Origin of the sequence: Aeromonas sp. FDAARGOS 1415 (assembly GCF_019048365.1) — a bacterium.
Classification (GTDB): domain Bacteria; phylum Pseudomonadota; class Gammaproteobacteria; order Enterobacterales; family Aeromonadaceae; genus Aeromonas; species Aeromonas taiwanensis.
In genome coordinates, this window is the sequence record NZ_CP077363.1 from 796,457 (window position 1) to 812,376 (window position 15,920).

Genomic DNA, 15,920 nt, shown 5'->3' on the forward strand with positions numbered 1-15,920 from the left:
GACAGGTGCTTACGAGAAGAAGCGGGTCAGGATCCAGGAGTAGGCAATCCCCCCCAGATACACCCCCACAATCCCCATTACCCCGGACAGTACGGGGGGCGCCGGGATCGGCAACTTGAGGAAAGAAAACAACACCCCAACGATAAAGCCGGCGGCCATTGCCAGTAGCACTTCGTTCATAGAACCTCCGATTTGACTCATTTTATTATTAGTCTAGAAAGGAAAACGGTTGTCACCGCCCCAAACGAGAACGCCACAGCTTTTCGCTGTGGCGTTCGTCTTTACCCTGACTGTCAGGCGATATTACATGCCGGACAGCGCCAGGAAGAAGCCTGCGATGGTCGCAGACATCAGGTTGGACAGAGAACCTGCCAGTACCGCCTTCAGACCGAACTTGGCGATGGTGCCGCGACGGTTCGGTGCCATGGAACCCAGACCACCGAGCAGAATGGCGACGGAGGACAGGTTGGCGAAGCCACACAGGGCGAAGGAGATGATGGCCTTGGTGTGCTCGGACATGGCCACGCCATTGATCAGCACTTCGTCCTTCAGATAGGGGGCAAAGTTCAGGTAAGCCACGAACTCGTTGACGACCAGCTTCTGACCGATGAAGGAACCGGCAACGACGGCTTCACTCCAGGGCACACCGATCAGGAAGGCCAGCGGGGAGAACAGCCAGCCCAGCAGCAGTTCCAGGGAGAGCTGCGGATAACCGAACCAGCCACCCACACCGGAGAAGATGCCGTTGATCATGGCGATCAGGCCGATGAAGGCCAGCAGCATGGCGCCGACGTTCAGGGCCAGTTGCAGACCGGCGGAAGCACCGGCGGCGGCCGCGTCGATCACGTTGGCCGGCTTGTCGTCCAGCTCGCTCTCGGCGCTGCTCTCGTCGTAGCTCGGGGTTTCGGTTTCCGGTACCAGCAGCTTGGCGAACAGCAGACCACCCGGTGCAGCCATGAAGGAGGCCGCGATCAGGTATTCCATCTTGACGCCCATGGAGGCGTAACCGGCCAGCACGGAACCGGCGACGGAGGCCAGGCCACCACACATGACGGCGAACAGCTCGGAGTCGGTCATCTTGGAGATGAAGGGACGCACCACCAGCGGAGCTTCGGTCTGACCGACGAAGATGTTGGCAGTCGCAGACAGGGATTCAGTACGGGAGGTGCCCAGTACTTTCTGCAGGCCACCGCCCAGCAGTTTGATCACCCACTGCATGATGCCAAGGTAATAGAGCACCGCGATCAGGGAGGAGAAGAAGATGATAACGGGCAGGACGCGGAAGGCGAAGACGAAGCCACCGCCACCGAACACTTCAAACATCTTGTTGCCGACCAGACCACCAAACAGGAACTCGATGCCGTTCTGGCCATAGCCGATGACGCTGGAAACGGCGTCAGATACACCCACCAGGATGTCGCGACCAACCGGGACATACAGCACGAAAGCACCCAGGCCGGCCTGAATGGCAAAGGCGCCGCCTACGGTACGTATTTTGATTGCCTTGCGGTTGCTGGAGAACAGCACCGCAATCAGGATGAGCGTCGCCATCCCTACCAGACCCATTATCAGATTCATTATTAATACTTCCTCTTTAGTAGCACCTGCCAGCTTGTTAACGATTTGTGTATTGAAGCCGCTAATCAAGGGTGCGCATTATACTAATTACGGTGCGACAAAATAGAATACTGGTCACATTTTATAAGCCGGAAACGGACCGGACATCGTTTAATTAGACCGAAAACGATTTTTATGGGTTTGGTTTTTTACCACACCGGCATCAATAGTTAATCATATGTTAATTTGGTGATTTTTCAGCGGGAACAGTTTTTGGGTGGATTCATGTAACACCGAAATAACATCTGCCAGCGGCTGCTGGCGCAACTGCGCCAGCAAGGCGGCGATCTCCGGCAGGCTGGCCGGGGTATTGGTCTCCCCCTGTCGTCCCTGCAGCGGCATGTCGGGGGCATCGGTCTCCAGCAGCAGGGCCTCCAGCGGCATGGCTCGCACCACTTCCCTTGTCTTGTTGGCTCTCTCATAACTGATGACCCCCCCTATCCCCAGCCGAAACCCCAGCTGCCAGAAGGCCTCAGCCTGCTGAAGGGAGCCGCTGAAGGCATGAATGACGCCCCCTTGCGCCGGTTTGAAGCGCCGCAGGATCCTGGCAACCGTGTCGTTGGCCCGCACCGAGTGCACGATGAGCGGAAGTTCATGGGCCATGGCCAGCCGGACCTGAGCCTCGAATGCCTCGACCTGCCCTTCCTGAGGCACCTGGCTGCGCAGATCCAGTCCGCACTCGCCCACCGCCACCAGTCCCCGGGGCCGGCTTGCCAGCAGGGCGGCGAGTCTGTCCAGCGCCCCCTCCGTCTGGGCCCCCACGTACCAGGGGTGGATCCCCAGGCCATAACGGATACTGTCGTGGCTCCCTGCCAATGCCATCACCCTGGCCCAATTCTCTTCCCCCACGGCGGGGATGATGTACTCGCCCACCCCCAGCTGGTTCCACTGGTTCAGCAATGCCTCACGCTCGGTATCGAAGACGGGAAAATCCAGGTGGCAGTGGGTATCTATCAGTTTCATGTCGCGCTTACCTGTCGGTCGTACTCAATGGGTGCATCTCATGCCACAACGCATCTCCCGCAGCCTCATGCCGGAACTTGTCATGCCGGTACCGGGGATCCTGGCTGTCACCACCCTCCCCACATCATCAACGTCCAGAGCGATGCCCTCAAAAGCCATTTCTCGGTGACGGCGGGCAGCTCGCCCATGCCGGCCGGGCTGGTCCAGGTGAAGGAGGAACCGCTGTCCTTCTATCACTTTAGCGCCCTGGGGACGCAGAACCTCGACATCAACGACATCATTGGTGCCGTGACCCGCCAGTATCCGTGAGTGACGCCTCCTCCCTTTGCTTTGGCGCCTGCTCATCCTGCTCGCGGCGCACCGGTGTGCAGCAGCGCCGGTTCTCAGGAGTGAGTCCCCACTCCTCGCACCAGGCATCGTAGCGAGCGAGCCAACGCAGCAATATCCCCTTCATGAACGCCTCCTTGTTTCGATTGCTTCCTGACACAGCCTGCCCCAGACGCGCTCCCCGTGCCAGCGTCACGGGGCCAGCGGCGTCATGCCTCGTCCAGCGGCAGCAACAGGCCCATGCTGATCTCGTCCACATAGCCCTCGTCCAGTCGATACGCCTGCCGTCTCAGCCCCTCATCCATGAAACCGCACTTGCGGTAAAGGGTGTGGGCCACCTCGTTGTGCACCATCACGCCCAGCTCCAACCGCTGGAGGCCGCACCCCGGCGCGGCGGCGATCAGGGTCTGCAGCAGGCGCTCTCCCCACCCCAGGCCCCGCGCCCCCGTCAGCAGCCCCATCACTACCAGGGCGCAGTGCCGGTTGCGCCTAAGAGCGCCCCCCATCATCACCGCAAACCCCTGCACTTCCCCATCCAAAACGAGGATCCAGAGGCGCTGATTGGTGCTGGCTACCATGGCGGCCAAACGCTGGCGCTGCCCCTCGATATCCGAGGGGCGCTCCCCCGCCTCATAGAGCATGAAGCGGGTCTCCCCATCCAGTTGCCGGAAGAAGTGATCCAGGATGGCGGCATCCTCCACCCCGGCCAAACGAATGCTCATATCGGGCTCCCTGCCGATCGACCCCGGGCCGACCATAAAAAAACGACTCCATTTGGAGTCGTTTTTATCAGAGCCATCTGGCTAATGCCATGCCTCCATGGCGAGGCTGCCTCCCAACCAGGCCTGATCAGCCTTGCGCCGGCAGGCTCAGACGGGCGACCGCCTCCACGTGCATGGAGTGCGGGAACATGTCCACCGGCTGCACCTCGTCCAGCACGAAGCCCTGCTTGACCAGCCAGGCGAGATCCCGGGCCAGGGTCTGCGGGTTGCAGGAGACATAGACCAGACGGCGCGGCGCCATGGCCACCAGGGTCTGCAGCACCGCCTTGTCACAACCCTTGCGGGGCGGGTCCAGCACCACCACGTCGGCGCTCACCCCGTCGGCATGCAGCACGGGCATCAGCTGCTCGGCCTTACCCACGTGGAACTCGGTGTGCTCGATGCCGTTGAGGGCCGCATTGCGACGGGCATCGCTGATGGCGCTCTCCACCGACTCTATCCCCACCACCTTGGCAGCCTTGCCTGCCAGGAAGAGGGAGATGGTGCCGATGCCGCAATAGATGTCGAACACCGTCTCGCTGCCGGTCAGCTCGCAATACTCCAGCGCCTTGGAGTAGAGCACGTCGGTCTGGCTCGGGTTGTTCTGGAAGAAGGAGAGCGGCGAGATCTCGAACTCGAGGTCGTGGATCTTGTCGCGGATCACCCCTTCCCCCAGCAGCACCCGGTTGGTCGCGCCCAGGATGCGGTTGGTACGCTCGTCATTGATGTTCTGCACCAGGGTGGTGATGGGCAGATCGCTCAGGGCGGCCAGCAGCTCCGCTTCGAACAGCAGCTCCTCACTCAGGGTCACCAGCACGACCATCAGCTCGCCGCTCTTGAAACCCTTGCGGGTCATCAGGTTGCGCACACAGCCGGTGTGGTTGACCTCGTCATAGGCCGCGATATCGTGCGCGCGCATCCACTGGCGCACCCGGGCATTCAACTCCACATGGAGCGGATCCTGCACCGCACAGTCGTCGGCGGTGATGAGGTCGTGGGAGTGCTTGCGATAGAAGCCGATCTCGGCCCCCGCCTCGCTCCCGCGCACGGCGTACTGGGCCTTGTTGCGATAGGCGAACGGGCTCTCCATGCCGAGGATGGGGTTGACCGGGGTCTCACCCAGACCAGCCTGCTCGAGCGCCTGCTGCACCAGGGTCTGCTTGAGGGCGAGCTGGGCCGGATAGGCTAGCGGGCGCACCTGGCAGCCACCGCATTCGGTGTTGGGGCAAAAATCGGCGACCCTGTCGGCAGACGGCTGGGTCAGCTCCACCAGCTTGCCGTGCAGGTAGTTGGGCTTGACCTCGGTCAACTCGACCAGCGCCTGCTCACCGGGCAGCAGACCCTCGACAAACAGGGGGCGATCGAACAGGCGACCCTTGCCATCCCCCTTGTCGGTCAGTTCCAGAATATCGATCTGATGTTGGTGTCCCACTAACGGCATGAGCGGCTCCGAAGGCGTAAAAGAAGGGGGCGACGGGGCGGATCCGGCGGCCCCGAATAAAAGGGTGGCAGAGTTTAGCGAAGATCCGCCCAAAATGCAGGCACAAAACCGCCTCGTCAGGCAAATATCGGCGGGAACTGCACCCCTGGCCCCGATGGCGGCCCGTTGCCGCCATAAAAAAACCGCCGGACGGTGCCGGCGGTCTCTCATCAAGGCTCACGGGATCACAGACTGTAGGCTTTCTCGCCATGGCTGGTCACGTCCAGCCCTTCCCGCTCTGCATCTTCTTTCACCCGCAGACCGATCAGCAGGTCCACCAGCTTGTAGGCCACTGCCGAGACCAGCGCGGTCCAGACCACGGTCACCAGCACGCCGATGACTTGCACCTTCACCTGGGCCAGGATGGAGTAACCTTCGGCCACCTGGTTGGTCACATAGTCCCACACCCCGGTGCCACCGAGATCCGGGCTGGCGAACACGCCGGTCAGCACGGCCCCCAGGATCCCGCACACTCCGTGCAGGCCGAACACGTCCAGGCTGTCATCGGCCCCCAGCAGGCGCTTGAGACCGTGTACGCCCCACAGACCGGCAACGCCGCTCAGCAGGCCGATGATGAGGGCGCCGCCCACACCGACGAAGCCGGCTGCGGGGGTGATGGCGACCAGGCCAGCCACAGCACCGGAGACCGCCCCCAGCAGGGAGGGGCGCCCCTTCATCGCCCACTCGGCAAAGGTCCAGGAGAGCGCGGCACTGGCCGGCGCGATCCAGGTGTTGGCGAAGGCCAGGGCCGCCGTGCCGTTGGCTTCCAGGGAGGAGCCGGCATTGAAACCGAACCAGCCGAACCAGAGCAGGGCGCCGCCGATCATGGTCATGGTCAGGCTGTGGGGCGTCATAGGGTCACGACCGTACCCAACGCGCTTGCCGACCATGAAGGCACCCACCAGGCCGGCCACCGCCGCGTTGATGTGCACCACGGTGCCGCCCGCGAAATCCAGGGCGCCGTGCTGGAACAGATAACCCGCAGTGGCGCCAGCCGCCTCGGCAGCGGCGGCATCCGTGTAGGCATCCGGGCCGGCCCAGTACCACACCATGTGCGCCATCGGAATGTAGGCGAAGGTGAACCAGATCACCGAGAACAGCAGCACGGCAGAGAACTTCATCCGTTCGGCGAAACCACCGACGATGAGCCCGCAGGTGATGGCAGCAAAGGCCCCCTGGAACACCACATAGATGAACTCGCTGATCCCCACCCCCTTGTTGAAGGTGGCGGCGATGGAGTCCGGCGTCACCCCGGCCAGCAGCACCTTGTCAAAGGAGCCGTAGAAGGCGCCGCCCTCGGTAAAGGCCAGTGAATAGCCGTAGATCACCCAGAGAACGGTGATGAGACAGAACAGGGTGAAGACCTGCATCAGCACGCTCAGCATATTCTTGGCGCGCACCAGACCACCATAGAAGAGGGCGAGCCCGGGAACGGACATCAGGATCACCAGAGCCGCCGCCACCATCAGCCAGGTATTGTCCCCCTTGTTGATGGTCACGGTTGCCGCCTGTACCACATCGGCCTGCGCGGCCACCTCTTCGGCCCAGCCAGGGGCGGCCATGGTGGCGCTCAACGCCAGCAGGCCAGTCATTACGAGTCTCTTGAACATACAGCCCTCTCCTTGTCGTCCCGGCATCCGGGTCCATTTCCTGATTTGAATTCCATTCCTGATCATCACCCGTCCTGTTCATTCCGCTTGCCAGGTACCACCCGGGGATGAGGTCGCAGACTTGTGATGGCGACATGACATGGGCAAAAGCATAAAGCAGGCCAACAAAAATTTTCATTTAAATTCAATTTCTTATATCTAAATGATGACTTTAATGCACCATGTTGGCGCACCATGCCCCGCAACGGAGGGAAAATCGCACTTTGGCTGTGCATCGCTGGAAGAGTGCACCAGGATGACTCAATCCCCCGGGGAAAGTGTCATCCCGGGATATGGGACAGGGGGCCTTGCATACCACCAGGACGCGAAGCTGATGCCCCATTGTTGCGGCACAAGGTTGGGCGGAAGCGAGGAGCGGGATGGTCGGGCAAGTCGTCATCCACTTGCCTGGGTCATGAAGAGCGGGAATGTGGTGACATAAGATGGGGTGCGTCCGGCCACACAGGCCAAGTCGAACGGGGAAGCAGACGCCTCGGGAGAATGATCTTTCCCCCCTGGATGGAATGATGAGCAGCCGCCCATGGTGTGGCGCCAGAAAAACATAAGGCCACCCATTTGGGTGGCCTTATGTCATTGAATTTGTTGATGGTGCCGGGGTGTATGGAGATGGTATTCACCTGACAGTTGCCCACAAAAGGGAGTGGTCATACGGCTTCAAACCGGATAACAAAACGGTACCCCTACCGTGTTATCCGGAGTCACCGTATGACCACCAACGAGAAAGTAGCACGTCGTAAACTCAGCCTGCTAGAGCTCGCCAAAGAGCTCAATAACGTCAGCAAAGCCTGCAAGCTCATCGGCTACAGCCGTCAGCAGTTCTACGAGATCCGCCGTAACTACCAAACCTATGGCGCCGAGGGGTTGCTCGACAAACTCCCCGGCTGTAAAGGGGCGCATCCCAACCGGGTTGCGCCCGAGATTGAACAGGCCATCCTCGATTACTCCCTCATCAGACCAACCCATGGCCCGCTGCGGGTCGCGCAAGAACTGGCTCTGCAAGGCATCAACGTCAGTGCGGGCGGTGTGCGTGGCGTGTGGCAACGTCATGACTTGCTCTCCAAACATGACCGCTTGTTGCGCCTCGAGAAAACCCATAGGGAACAGACCATTGAGCTCAATGACGAGCAAATTCGCCTGCTCGAGCGCTTCAGTCCCGAGTTCCGCGAACGCCAGATAGAGGTCCACTACACCGGGGAACTGGTGGCGGTCGATACCTTCTTCGTCGGTGCACTCAAGGGGGTGGGCAAGGTGTATCTGCAAACCGTGCTGGACTGCTACAGCCGCCACGCCTGGGGACGGCTCTACACCAGCAAGCTGCCGGTGACGTCGGTCCATGTACTCAACGAAACGGTGCTGCCGTTCTTCGAGGCTCATGAGGCACGGGTCTATACCATCCTGTCGGACAATGGGCGCGAGTTCTGCGGGCGCCCTGACCATCATCCCTACGAGCTGTTCCTGCAACTGGAGGGGATTGAGCACCGAACCACCAAGGTACGCAGGCCACAGAGCAACGGCTTTATCGAACGGCTGCATCGAACCTTGTTGGATGAACACTTCCGTATCAAAGGGAGGACAACCTGGTATGAGTCGGTGGAGCAGATGCAGACAGACCTGGATAGCTATCTGGATCACTACAACAACCAGCGACCACATCAGGGCAGGATGATGGAGGGTCAGACCCCCTACAGCATGTTCAAAAAGGGTCTGAAATTGATACCGAAGGAAGTGCGCTCTAAAGTAGCGTAAACAAGACACCGGTTTGAGGCCGGTGTCAGGTGATAACTAGAGCTGTACACCCACATACCAGCCAGCACTGCATCAGGTGATCGCTGACCACAGTCCGATTTAGATTTAAGTCGGATAGTAACCATGCAAAACTATCAATGCTAGAATCTCAGCCAATCAAACATGGAGCCACCAAATTAAATGCTAAACTATAGGCCAGAGATAGATGGATTAAGAGCAGTCGCTGTCTTATCCGTAATTATATATCATTTTTTTCCTCAAACCCTATCTGGTGGATTTGTTGGGGTTGATATATTTTTTGTCATCTCGGGTTATTTAATAACATCCATCATATACAAAGATGCAGAATCTAATAATTTCTCTTATATTGATTTTTATAAGCGCCGAGCTCTTCGCATATTCCCAGCATTAATAGCTGTTCTTTTCGCATGTTTATTGTACGGATGGTTTAATTTACTACAAGGAGAGTATAGACTTCTTGGTAAACACGTTTTTTTAGGTTCGTTTTTTGTCGCCAACTTAGCGCTTTTATTAGAGTCAGGATATTTTGATAGCGCATCAGAATTAAAACCACTTTTACATCTTTGGTCTCTTGGTGTTGAAGAGCAGTTCTATATTGTTTGGCCCATTACAATACTACTGCTATTTTCGAATAAAAAAGCAGGAAAAGCATTAGCAATACTTATATTCCTGGTCAGTTTCTCATACTGCATATATTCAACAATCCATAACCCATCAGTTAGTTACTACTCTCCAATATCAAGATTCTGGGAATTAATGGCAGGGGCATTCCTTGCAATAATAATGAGAGAGTCCATTTTTGAACGCCTTGTTAAAAATCATAGAAACTTACTTTCTTTGATAGGGATTTTACTCATAGCTCTCTCGATTTCACTTATTAACAAAAGCCTTGAATTTCCCGGATATATTGCTGCCACCCCTATATTAGGTACATGTCTTTTTATAGCTGCTAGCAATCATTCTTTGATAGGTAAAATATTAACTATCAGACCGCTAGTATATATAGGAATGGTCAGCTATCCCTTCTATTTATGGCACTGGCCTATTCTTTCATTTTACCGGATAAAAACTGCAGAAGCGCCTGGCATATTAACTGGAGCTGTATTAATCACATTGGCCTTTGTTCTTTCGGTTTTAACTTATGTTCTCATTGAAAAAAGAATTAGGTTTGGAAAAAAGAAGGGGATAAAGGCCATTTTAGTGACAAGCATACTGGCGTCTATCGGACTTATTGGTCTAACAATATATAGACTAGATGGAGTGTTTGATAGAGAGGTGAACTCTATCGCTAAAGAGTACACATCTATTACTGATGTATATGATTATTTTGAGTATCCTACGTTACTGAGGAGTAACCAATGCCACTCGGTGACTCCAGCACAAGCCATATCATCTGGTTGTATATCAACATCACGTAACCAGATATTTATTTGGGGCGATTCATACGCCGCCGCTTTATATAATGGAATTAAAAATAGCATTGATGAATATAAGATCGATATTCATGTAAGTCAAATGACGGATGGTAATGGCCCACCATTCTATAGTGATAAAAAATTAACTGACACACATAAAACACTATCTGAAGCAAATAATGAAAGACTTTTTTTTGTGAAACAATATCAACCCAAAATCATCGTTATTACATGGATGATATTTGGGCAAAATTCAATCACAGATAAAGAAGCTGCCATGCATGGACTGAAAGAAACCATTAACAAAATAAGAGGTGCATCCCCTGATAGTAGAGTTGTAGTAATAGGGCCTGTTCCGGAATGGAATGGAACTTTAATCTGGCAAATTGTAACGTACTACTCAACGTATCGCAGAACACCGCCAACATATATGGCTAATGGTCTTAGACCTGATATCAAAGAATGGGATGCGTTCCTTTCACAAAACGTGCCTAAAATAGGGGTTGAATATCTATCATCTTATTCAGAAATGTGTACACATGGCGCGTGTTTGACCAGGACCTCAGAAGGTCCTAGTGGAATTACTGCCGTTGATTGGGGACATCTGACCAAACCAGGTTCAATATTCCTTATAGACAGACTGAAAGATCGGCTTTTTAAGCCATAAACAACACCACCCCCCATCAAATGGGGGGCGTTTTATTTTGTATTTTAAATATATTTAAACGAGTGCTTTTGGCTCACTGAATTACTCATTTTCATTCATTACATCTCTACTTGTGAAAGGATCTGACGGAAAGTGAAAAATCACAAAATGAATCGCCCCGGCTTCTCTAGACACTTTTGAGCCGTTCGAAATATTGCTTTTCACACTCTACTGGCGATAGCCCGTTGTTGAAACTGTGCCGACGCTTGGGGTTGTAAAACATTTCAATGTAATCGAACACATCCCGCCGGGCCTCCTCGCGATCCGCATAGGTTTTACGTCGGATCCGCTCGCGTTTTAGGAGCTGGAAGAAACTCTCCGCCACCGCGTTATCATGACAGTTACCACGTCTGCTCATGCTGGCCTTGAGCCGGTGCTCCCGCAAAAAATCCTGCCAGTCATAGCTGCTAAACTGGCTACCTTGGTCGGAATGAACCAACACTTCCTGCTCAGGTCGCCGTCGCCACACCGCCATCAGTAACGCGCTGATGGCTAGCTCTCGGTCGATCCTTGGCCTCATTGACCAACCAATGACTTGTCGTGAAAACAAATCCAATACTGCGGCCAGATAGAGCCAGCCTTCATGGGTTCGGATATAAGTGATGTCCGTTACCCAGACCTTATTTGGCTCAGTCACATCGAACTGGCGCTCAAGATGATTCGGTGCAACCACTGCCGGCTGGCCACCATAATGACCGGGACGGCGACGATAACCGGTTTGTGAACGTAAACCCTCATGACGCATTAATCGCGCCACCCGGTGTTTCCCGCAGGTCTCTCCCATCTCTCGCAGGTCATCCCGGATCTTACGATAACCATAGACGCCCCCGCTTTCTAGCCAACATTGCTTGATCTGGCCCAGGAGGCGTTGGTCTTCCAGGGCTCGGGCAGATAAAGGCTGGAGCTGCCAGGCGTAATAACCGCTCGGGTGGACATTCATCATTCGACACAGTCTGCGGATGGGATATGTGGACGCGTGCTCCCGGATGAAGGCGTACCTTACCCTGACAGCTTGGCAAAGTACGCGGCGGCCTTTTTTAAGATATCTCGCTCATCGGTGACGCGGCGCAGTTCAGCCTTGAGGCGCCTAATTTCGGCTTGCTGGCTGGAGTCATGCTGTTGCTGCACGTCGGGTTGGCTGTAGCGCCTGATCCAGGCGTAAAGACTATGGCTGGAAACACCAAGCCGCTCAGCAACCTCTGCCACTGGGTAATTCCGCTCAGTCACTTGCTTGACGGCGGCCAATTTGAATTCTTCCGTGTAACGTTGCTGTTTGCTCATAACACCTCCTGAATGACCTCAGTTTGAGGCTCTTGGGGTGTCTAGGAAAGTAGGGGCGATTCAGTGGCCTTCATCAATCGAGCCAGTTCATCTGCCGACAAAAAGCGTGTGCGAGCATTGTCTTCCCGCTTCTGCTTCACTTCCAGGCAAGGATTTACCTTGAGGTCATACCTATCGCACATGTACGCAAAAACCGCTGACAACGCTGCTTTGTAGCGGTTAAGGGTCGCAGGGGCCTTCCCTTCCGCCTCCAGAATAGAGATAGCATTCTTGATCCGCTGGCGGTTGACCTTGTTCAACGTCTTGTCGCCAAGATGTTCAACCCGCCAGCCCAGACGCTGGGGTACAGACTTGTCTCGCCCCTTGTGCTGTTCAAGGTACTCATGAATAGCTTGTTGAATGGTAGTGCTAGTGAGGGTGACGTTGGTTAAGGCATCTGCCAGCTCGTCAGATACGGTGATCTGAGCCAGGAACTGCTCTGCGTCTTTTTTGCGGGTAAAAACTTTGGATACACGGTTGCCGTTACGCATGAACTGAACGCGATAGGACTTGCCGGTTTTTCGAGTGAGAACTTGGATACTTGCCATTGGTTGAAACCTCTTGCACAGATTTGCACATGAATGAGTGTTATCAACCGCAGAAACTTTGAGCAGGAGCGCTCTTGAGCGCTATAACCTGTTGACCAAACAGGGGAAAATAATGGTGCCCGGGGTCGGACTCGAACCGACACGTATTGCTACGGCGGATTTTGAATCCGCTGCGTCTACCGATTTCGCCACCCGGGCAACTGCGAGGGATTATACGAATGGCGTTTGGGCATGCAAGGTGTTTTTCTTTCGCCCACTGTTGTTTGCTCATTTATTCAACGCCTTGCCGATGCAGGATCTGTTACATAGAATGCCCGCATCATATTAATGGAATAATCACCATGGCCAAGCGCAAGACCCCCTCCTCTCTCCAGCCCCCCCCCCTGCATCGACACCCATCGGCCGGCCTGCTGCGACGCCTGGGTGCACTGCTCTACGACTATCTGGTGGTCATCGCTCTCCTGATCATCGCCGGCTTCATCGGCATAGGGGTAGCGCAACTCCTGCTGGCTACCGACATGGCGACCGTCCCCGAGGGCAAGGATGCGTCCTGGCTGCTCACCAGCCCCCTCTACAGCGCCTGGCTGGCCCTGGTGATCTGTGGTTTCTACACCTGGTTCTGGACCCGCGCCGGTCAGACCATCGGCATGCGCGCCTGGCGGCTGCGCATCCAGAATCTGGACGGCAGCAATATCCGTATCACTCAGGCCCTGATCCGGCTCGCCACCTCGGCCTTTGGCCTTGGCAACCTGCTCTGCGTGTTCAACCGCGCCCGCCCCCGCGCCTTCCAGGACATCTGGGCCGAGTGCGAGGTGGTGGTATTGAGCAAGGAGGAGAACCTGGAACAGCTGAACAAGTGACCGGAGCCAGCACGCATAGAAAGAGGGCACCCTGGGGTGCCCTCTTTGCATCTGCTGACATCACATGGCCGCGAGCATGGCTGACGCCGCAGTGCTCCCGGCCACCGTTACTGCTTGCGGCTCAGGATATAGAAGGAGATGCCACCGAACAACAGGCTGGGGGCGATGGCCGCCAGTATGGGAGGCACCGCATAGACCAGACTGACGGGGCCAAAGACCCGGTCGCTCACGTAGACGGCGAAGCCTGTCATGATCCCCATCAGCATCCGCGCCCCCATGCTCACCGAGCGCAGCGGGCCGAAGATGAAGGAGGAGGCCAGCAGTATCATGGCCACCACGGAGAGGGGGGACAACAGCTTGCGCCACATCTCCAGCTTGTAGCGTCCGGCATCCTGCTTGTTGGCATCCAGATAGCCGATGTAGTCCATCAGCCCGGAGACGGGCAGGTTCTCGGGATCTATGCTGACCACCCCGAGCTGCTTGGGGGTCAGCTCTGACTGCCACTCCATCTGGGGATGCTGCTCGGTCACTATCTGCGTGGGATCGTCAAACCGGGTGACAGAGATATTGTTGAGCCGCCAGTGGTGTTGCTCGAACACCCCTTCCTGCGCCTGCACCACGTCGATCAGATCCCGGGAGGGGGTGAAACGATAGAGGGTGATGCCGGTCAGGGCGCCGTCGTTGCGTACCCCGTTGATGCTGACGAAGTTGTTGCCATCCCGCGCCCAGACCCCGTAGGCGGAGACGGTCAGACGCCCCTCCGACATGGCGCCCGCCTTGATGTCATCGGCCATCCGCTTGGCGGCCGGAGCCACGTACTCTCCCATCAGCCCTACCAGCAGCATCAAGGGGATCGCCGTCTTGAGCGCCGCCATGACGATGCTGATCTTGGAGCGACCCGCCGCCTGCATCACCACCAGCTCTGAGCTGGTCGCAAGCTGGCCGAGACCGATGAGCCCACCGAGCAGGGCCGCCAGCGGGAAGAAGAGCACGGCCTCCTTGGGCATGGAGAGCATCACGAAGTAGAGGGCGTTGAGCATGTCATAGTTGCCCTCCCCCACGGCCTTCAGCTGTTCCACGTACTTGATGAGCGCTGCCAACCCGACCAGGGTCAGCTCGCACAGCAGGATCGACATGAAGATGACCCGGCCGATATATCTGTCGAGAATGCCGAACATCAGCAGAAACTCCTATGTTGCAGCATCATGCTGACTTTCTCTGGAAGAAGTGACCCTTCACCCCGTTCCACCAGCTGGTGCCCTGCAGGTTGAGCGGCAACCCGATCAGCAGCAGATAGACCAGCGGCACCAGGAACATGCCGGGCCAGTGGGGCAGACGCCCGCTGTCGATGGCCGAGCGGGCGGCGCTGAGCAGCAGGAAGTAGGAGAGATAGAGCAGGATGGCCGGCAGCAGCTTGGCATAACGCCCCTGGCGGGGGTTGACCCTGGCCATCGGCACCACCAGGAAGGTGAGCACCAGGATGGAGAGCGGCAACGACAGACGCCACTGCAGCTCGGCCATCAGCTGGTTGTCCTGGGTGCCGAGCAGTTCCATGGTCGGCTTGGCCGCCGCCTTGCGGTTGGAACGCTCCATCTCCTGCTGGCGGATCACCAGGCTGTACTCGGCAAACTCGGAGACCTGGAACTGGCGGGTGCCGAAACGCCCCTCGTAGCGGGAGCCATCCTTCAGGGTCAGCCACTGCAGTCCGTTATCGTCGACCGTGACCACCCCTTCCGTCGCCACTACCACGGAGGGAGGGGACGTTCCTTCTGCCCGTTGCAGCACGAAGATCTTCTGCAGCTCGGAGCCCTTGTCGTTCAGATCCTGGATGTAGGCGACCAGACGCCCCTTGTCGAGCTCCATGAATCGGCCAGCCTGCAGGAAAGAGATGCCCGGATCGGCCTTGAATTCGTCGATTACCTGGTACTCGCGCTCCTTGGCCTGGGGGGCAATCCAGCCGGTGTTGAATGCCGCGACAGCCGCCGTCAGCAGGGCCAGCACCATGGCACTTCCCATGATGAAACGGTGGCTGAAGCCCACCGCGTGCATCACCGTCATCTCGCTTTCTGCGTACAGACGACCGTGAGCAAACAGAATGGCTAAAAACAGACTGATCGGCAGCATCAACAGGGCCATATTCGGCAGGTTGAGCAGCAAGAGGGTGGACACCAGGCGCGTCGGCACCTCGCCATCGGCGGCATCGCCAATGATCTGGATGAATTGCTGGCTGACGAAGATAAGCAGCAGTACGAAGAGCACCGCCAGCTGGGTTTTCAGGGTCTCCCTGAACAAATATCGGAAAACGATCACAGTCATTCCCAAGTAAACTTGTGTTTTTAGTCGAATGCCTGAAAAATAGGGCCCTATATTGGATTTTTACCAGTTTGAACTGCGGAGCCTGTGGCTGTTCGCTCCGCCTCTGATACCCCAACAAGCACCGCATTATTCAATAAAAGGTGCCTTTTGTCTTTAGGATGTAGGAGATT

At 56.5% G+C, this 15,920-nt stretch carries 15 protein-coding genes and 1 tRNA gene; 4 read left to right on the forward strand and 12 right to left on the reverse strand.

The window, feature by feature from the left end; all coding sequences use genetic code 11:
* Nucleotides 1–9: 9 nt before the first annotated feature.
* From I6L45_RS03800 to I6L45_RS03810, 3 genes are all read right to left on the reverse strand, one after another.
* Nucleotides 10–180, reverse strand: a complete 171-nt coding sequence (locus I6L45_RS03800; protein ID WP_010673027.1) for a XapX domain-containing protein — start codon at nucleotides 178–180, stop codon at nucleotides 10–12.
* A gap of 123 nt (nucleotides 181–303) precedes the next feature.
* Nucleotides 304–1,578, reverse strand: a complete 1,275-nt coding sequence (locus I6L45_RS03805) for a NupC/NupG family nucleoside CNT transporter (RefSeq protein ID WP_043757461.1) — start codon at nucleotides 1,576–1,578, stop codon at nucleotides 304–306.
* Between the two features lie 213 nt (nucleotides 1,579–1,791).
* Nucleotides 1,792–2,580 carry a TatD family hydrolase gene (locus tag I6L45_RS03810; protein ID WP_216983485.1) on the reverse strand — a complete coding sequence of 263 codons (789 nt, stop codon included), beginning with the start codon at nucleotides 2,578–2,580 and terminating at the stop codon, nucleotides 1,792–1,794.
* Nucleotides 2,581–2,607: 27 nt separating this feature from the next.
* Between I6L45_RS03810 and I6L45_RS03815 the strand changes: the two genes are divergently transcribed.
* Nucleotides 2,608–2,889 (forward strand): hypothetical protein, encoded by a 282-nt coding sequence (locus I6L45_RS03815; RefSeq protein ID WP_216983486.1) that lies wholly within the window; start codon nucleotides 2,608–2,610, stop codon nucleotides 2,887–2,889.
* On the opposite strand, the gene I6L45_RS20165 is transcribed toward I6L45_RS03815, so the two are convergent.
* From I6L45_RS20165 to amt, 4 genes are all read right to left on the reverse strand, one after another.
* Nucleotides 2,858–3,166, reverse strand: a complete 309-nt coding sequence (locus I6L45_RS20165) for a DUF5363 family protein (protein WP_367947693.1) — start codon at nucleotides 3,164–3,166, stop codon at nucleotides 2,858–2,860. The two genes, I6L45_RS03815 and I6L45_RS20165, sit on opposite strands and share 32 nt — an antisense overlap.
* A complete protein-coding gene (locus I6L45_RS03820; protein ID WP_216983487.1) occupies nucleotides 3,117–3,629 on the reverse strand; it encodes a GNAT family N-acetyltransferase in 513 nt (170 codons plus the stop codon). The genes I6L45_RS20165 and I6L45_RS03820 overlap by 50 nt, the downstream gene beginning before the upstream one ends.
* A gap of 127 nt (nucleotides 3,630–3,756) precedes the next feature.
* On the reverse strand, nucleotides 3,757–5,109 hold the full coding sequence (rlmD, locus tag I6L45_RS03825; RefSeq protein ID WP_216983488.1) for a 23S rRNA (uracil(1939)-C(5))-methyltransferase RlmD: 1,353 nt from the start codon (nucleotides 5,107–5,109) through the stop codon (nucleotides 3,757–3,759).
* Nucleotides 5,110–5,333: 224 nt separating this feature from the next.
* Nucleotides 5,334–6,758: an ammonium transporter gene (gene amt / locus I6L45_RS03830; protein ID WP_043757450.1), complete on the reverse strand. Its 1,425-nt coding sequence runs from the start codon at nucleotides 6,756–6,758 to the stop codon at nucleotides 5,334–5,336.
* 765 nt (nucleotides 6,759–7,523) lie between these two features.
* On the opposite strand from amt, the gene I6L45_RS03835 reads away from it, so the two are divergent.
* Together I6L45_RS03835 and I6L45_RS03840 are read left to right on the forward strand one after the other, a co-directional pair.
* The gene (locus tag I6L45_RS03835) at nucleotides 7,524–8,564 is read left to right on the forward strand and encodes an IS481-like element ISAs19 family transposase (protein ID WP_216983489.1); all 1,041 of its coding nucleotides are present in this window, start codon (nucleotides 7,524–7,526) and stop codon (nucleotides 8,562–8,564) included.
* A gap of 180 nt (nucleotides 8,565–8,744) precedes the next feature.
* The gene (locus I6L45_RS03840) at nucleotides 8,745–10,667 is read left to right on the forward strand and encodes an acyltransferase family protein (RefSeq protein ID WP_216983490.1); all 1,923 of its coding nucleotides are present in this window, start codon (nucleotides 8,745–8,747) and stop codon (nucleotides 10,665–10,667) included.
* Nucleotides 10,668–10,833: 166 nt separating this feature from the next.
* On the opposite strand, the gene I6L45_RS03845 is transcribed toward I6L45_RS03840, so the two are convergent.
* The 3 genes from I6L45_RS03845 to I6L45_RS03855 form a co-directional block, all read right to left on the reverse strand.
* Nucleotides 10,834–11,987 (reverse strand): IS3 family transposase gene (locus tag I6L45_RS03845; protein WP_216982260.1). Its coding sequence is split into 2 segments (ribosomal slippage): nucleotides 10,834–11,750 and nucleotides 11,750–11,987, totalling 1,155 coding nucleotides; the frame shifts between segments, so codons are not numbered across the junction.
* A 41-nt stretch (nucleotides 11,988–12,028) separates the two neighbouring features.
* Nucleotides 12,029–12,574: a hypothetical protein gene (locus I6L45_RS03850; RefSeq protein ID WP_216983491.1), complete on the reverse strand. Its 546-nt coding sequence runs from the start codon at nucleotides 12,572–12,574 to the stop codon at nucleotides 12,029–12,031.
* A 113-nt stretch (nucleotides 12,575–12,687) separates the two neighbouring features.
* Nucleotides 12,688–12,772, reverse strand: a tRNA-Leu gene (locus I6L45_RS03855).
* 143 nt (nucleotides 12,773–12,915) lie between these two features.
* Between I6L45_RS03855 and I6L45_RS03860 the strand changes: the two genes are divergently transcribed.
* Nucleotides 12,916–13,434 carry an RDD family protein gene (locus tag I6L45_RS03860; protein WP_216983492.1) on the forward strand — a complete coding sequence of 173 codons (519 nt, stop codon included), beginning with the start codon at nucleotides 12,916–12,918 and terminating at the stop codon, nucleotides 13,432–13,434.
* Between the two features lie 107 nt (nucleotides 13,435–13,541).
* On the opposite strand, the gene lptG is transcribed toward I6L45_RS03860, so the two are convergent.
* A complete protein-coding gene (lptG, locus tag I6L45_RS03865) occupies nucleotides 13,542–14,612 on the reverse strand; it encodes an LPS export ABC transporter permease LptG (RefSeq protein ID WP_134694909.1) in 1,071 nt (356 codons plus the stop codon).
* Nucleotides 14,613–14,637: 25 nt separating this feature from the next.
* Nucleotides 14,638–15,750 carry an LPS export ABC transporter permease LptF gene (gene lptF / locus I6L45_RS03870; protein WP_043757443.1) on the reverse strand — a complete coding sequence of 371 codons (1,113 nt, stop codon included), beginning with the start codon at nucleotides 15,748–15,750 and terminating at the stop codon, nucleotides 14,638–14,640.
* Between the last annotated feature and the right edge of the window lie 170 nt (nucleotides 15,751–15,920).

Excerpts from the sequence above, each read along its gene's own strand:
- I6L45_RS03800 (WP_010673027.1), bottom strand. The coding sequence starts at position 180 with ATGAACGAAGTGCTACTGGCAATGGCCGCCGGCTTTATCGTTGGGGTG.
- I6L45_RS03805 (WP_043757461.1), bottom strand. The coding sequence starts at position 1,578 with ATGAATCTGATAATGGGTCTGGTAGGGATGGCGACGCTCATCCTGATT.
- I6L45_RS03810 (WP_216983485.1), bottom strand. The coding sequence starts at position 2,580 with ATGAAACTGATAGATACCCACTGCCACCTGGATTTTCCCGTCTTCGAT.
- I6L45_RS03815 (WP_216983486.1), top strand. The coding sequence starts at position 2,608 with ATGGGTGCATCTCATGCCACAACGCATCTCCCGCAGCCTCATGCCGGA.
- I6L45_RS20165 (WP_367947693.1), bottom strand. The coding sequence starts at position 3,166 with ATGTGGACGAGATCAGCATGGGCCTGTTGCTGCCGCTGGACGAGGCAT.
- I6L45_RS03820 (WP_216983487.1), bottom strand. The coding sequence starts at position 3,629 with ATGAGCATTCGTTTGGCCGGGGTGGAGGATGCCGCCATCCTGGATCAC.
- rlmD (WP_216983488.1), bottom strand. The coding sequence starts at position 5,109 with ATGCCGTTAGTGGGACACCAACATCAGATCGATATTCTGGAACTGACC.
- amt (WP_043757450.1), bottom strand. The coding sequence starts at position 6,758 with ATGTTCAAGAGACTCGTAATGACTGGCCTGCTGGCGTTGAGCGCCACC.
- I6L45_RS03835 (WP_216983489.1), top strand. The coding sequence starts at position 7,524 with ATGACCACCAACGAGAAAGTAGCACGTCGTAAACTCAGCCTGCTAGAG.
- I6L45_RS03840 (WP_216983490.1), top strand. The coding sequence starts at position 8,745 with ATGCTAAACTATAGGCCAGAGATAGATGGATTAAGAGCAGTCGCTGTC.
- I6L45_RS03850 (WP_216983491.1), bottom strand. The coding sequence starts at position 12,574 with ATGGCAAGTATCCAAGTTCTCACTCGAAAAACCGGCAAGTCCTATCGC.
- I6L45_RS03860 (WP_216983492.1), top strand. The coding sequence starts at position 12,916 with ATGGCCAAGCGCAAGACCCCCTCCTCTCTCCAGCCCCCCCCCCTGCAT.
- lptG (WP_134694909.1), bottom strand. The coding sequence starts at position 14,612 with ATGTTCGGCATTCTCGACAGATATATCGGCCGGGTCATCTTCATGTCG.
- lptF (WP_043757443.1), bottom strand. The coding sequence starts at position 15,750 with ATGACTGTGATCGTTTTCCGATATTTGTTCAGGGAGACCCTGAAAACC.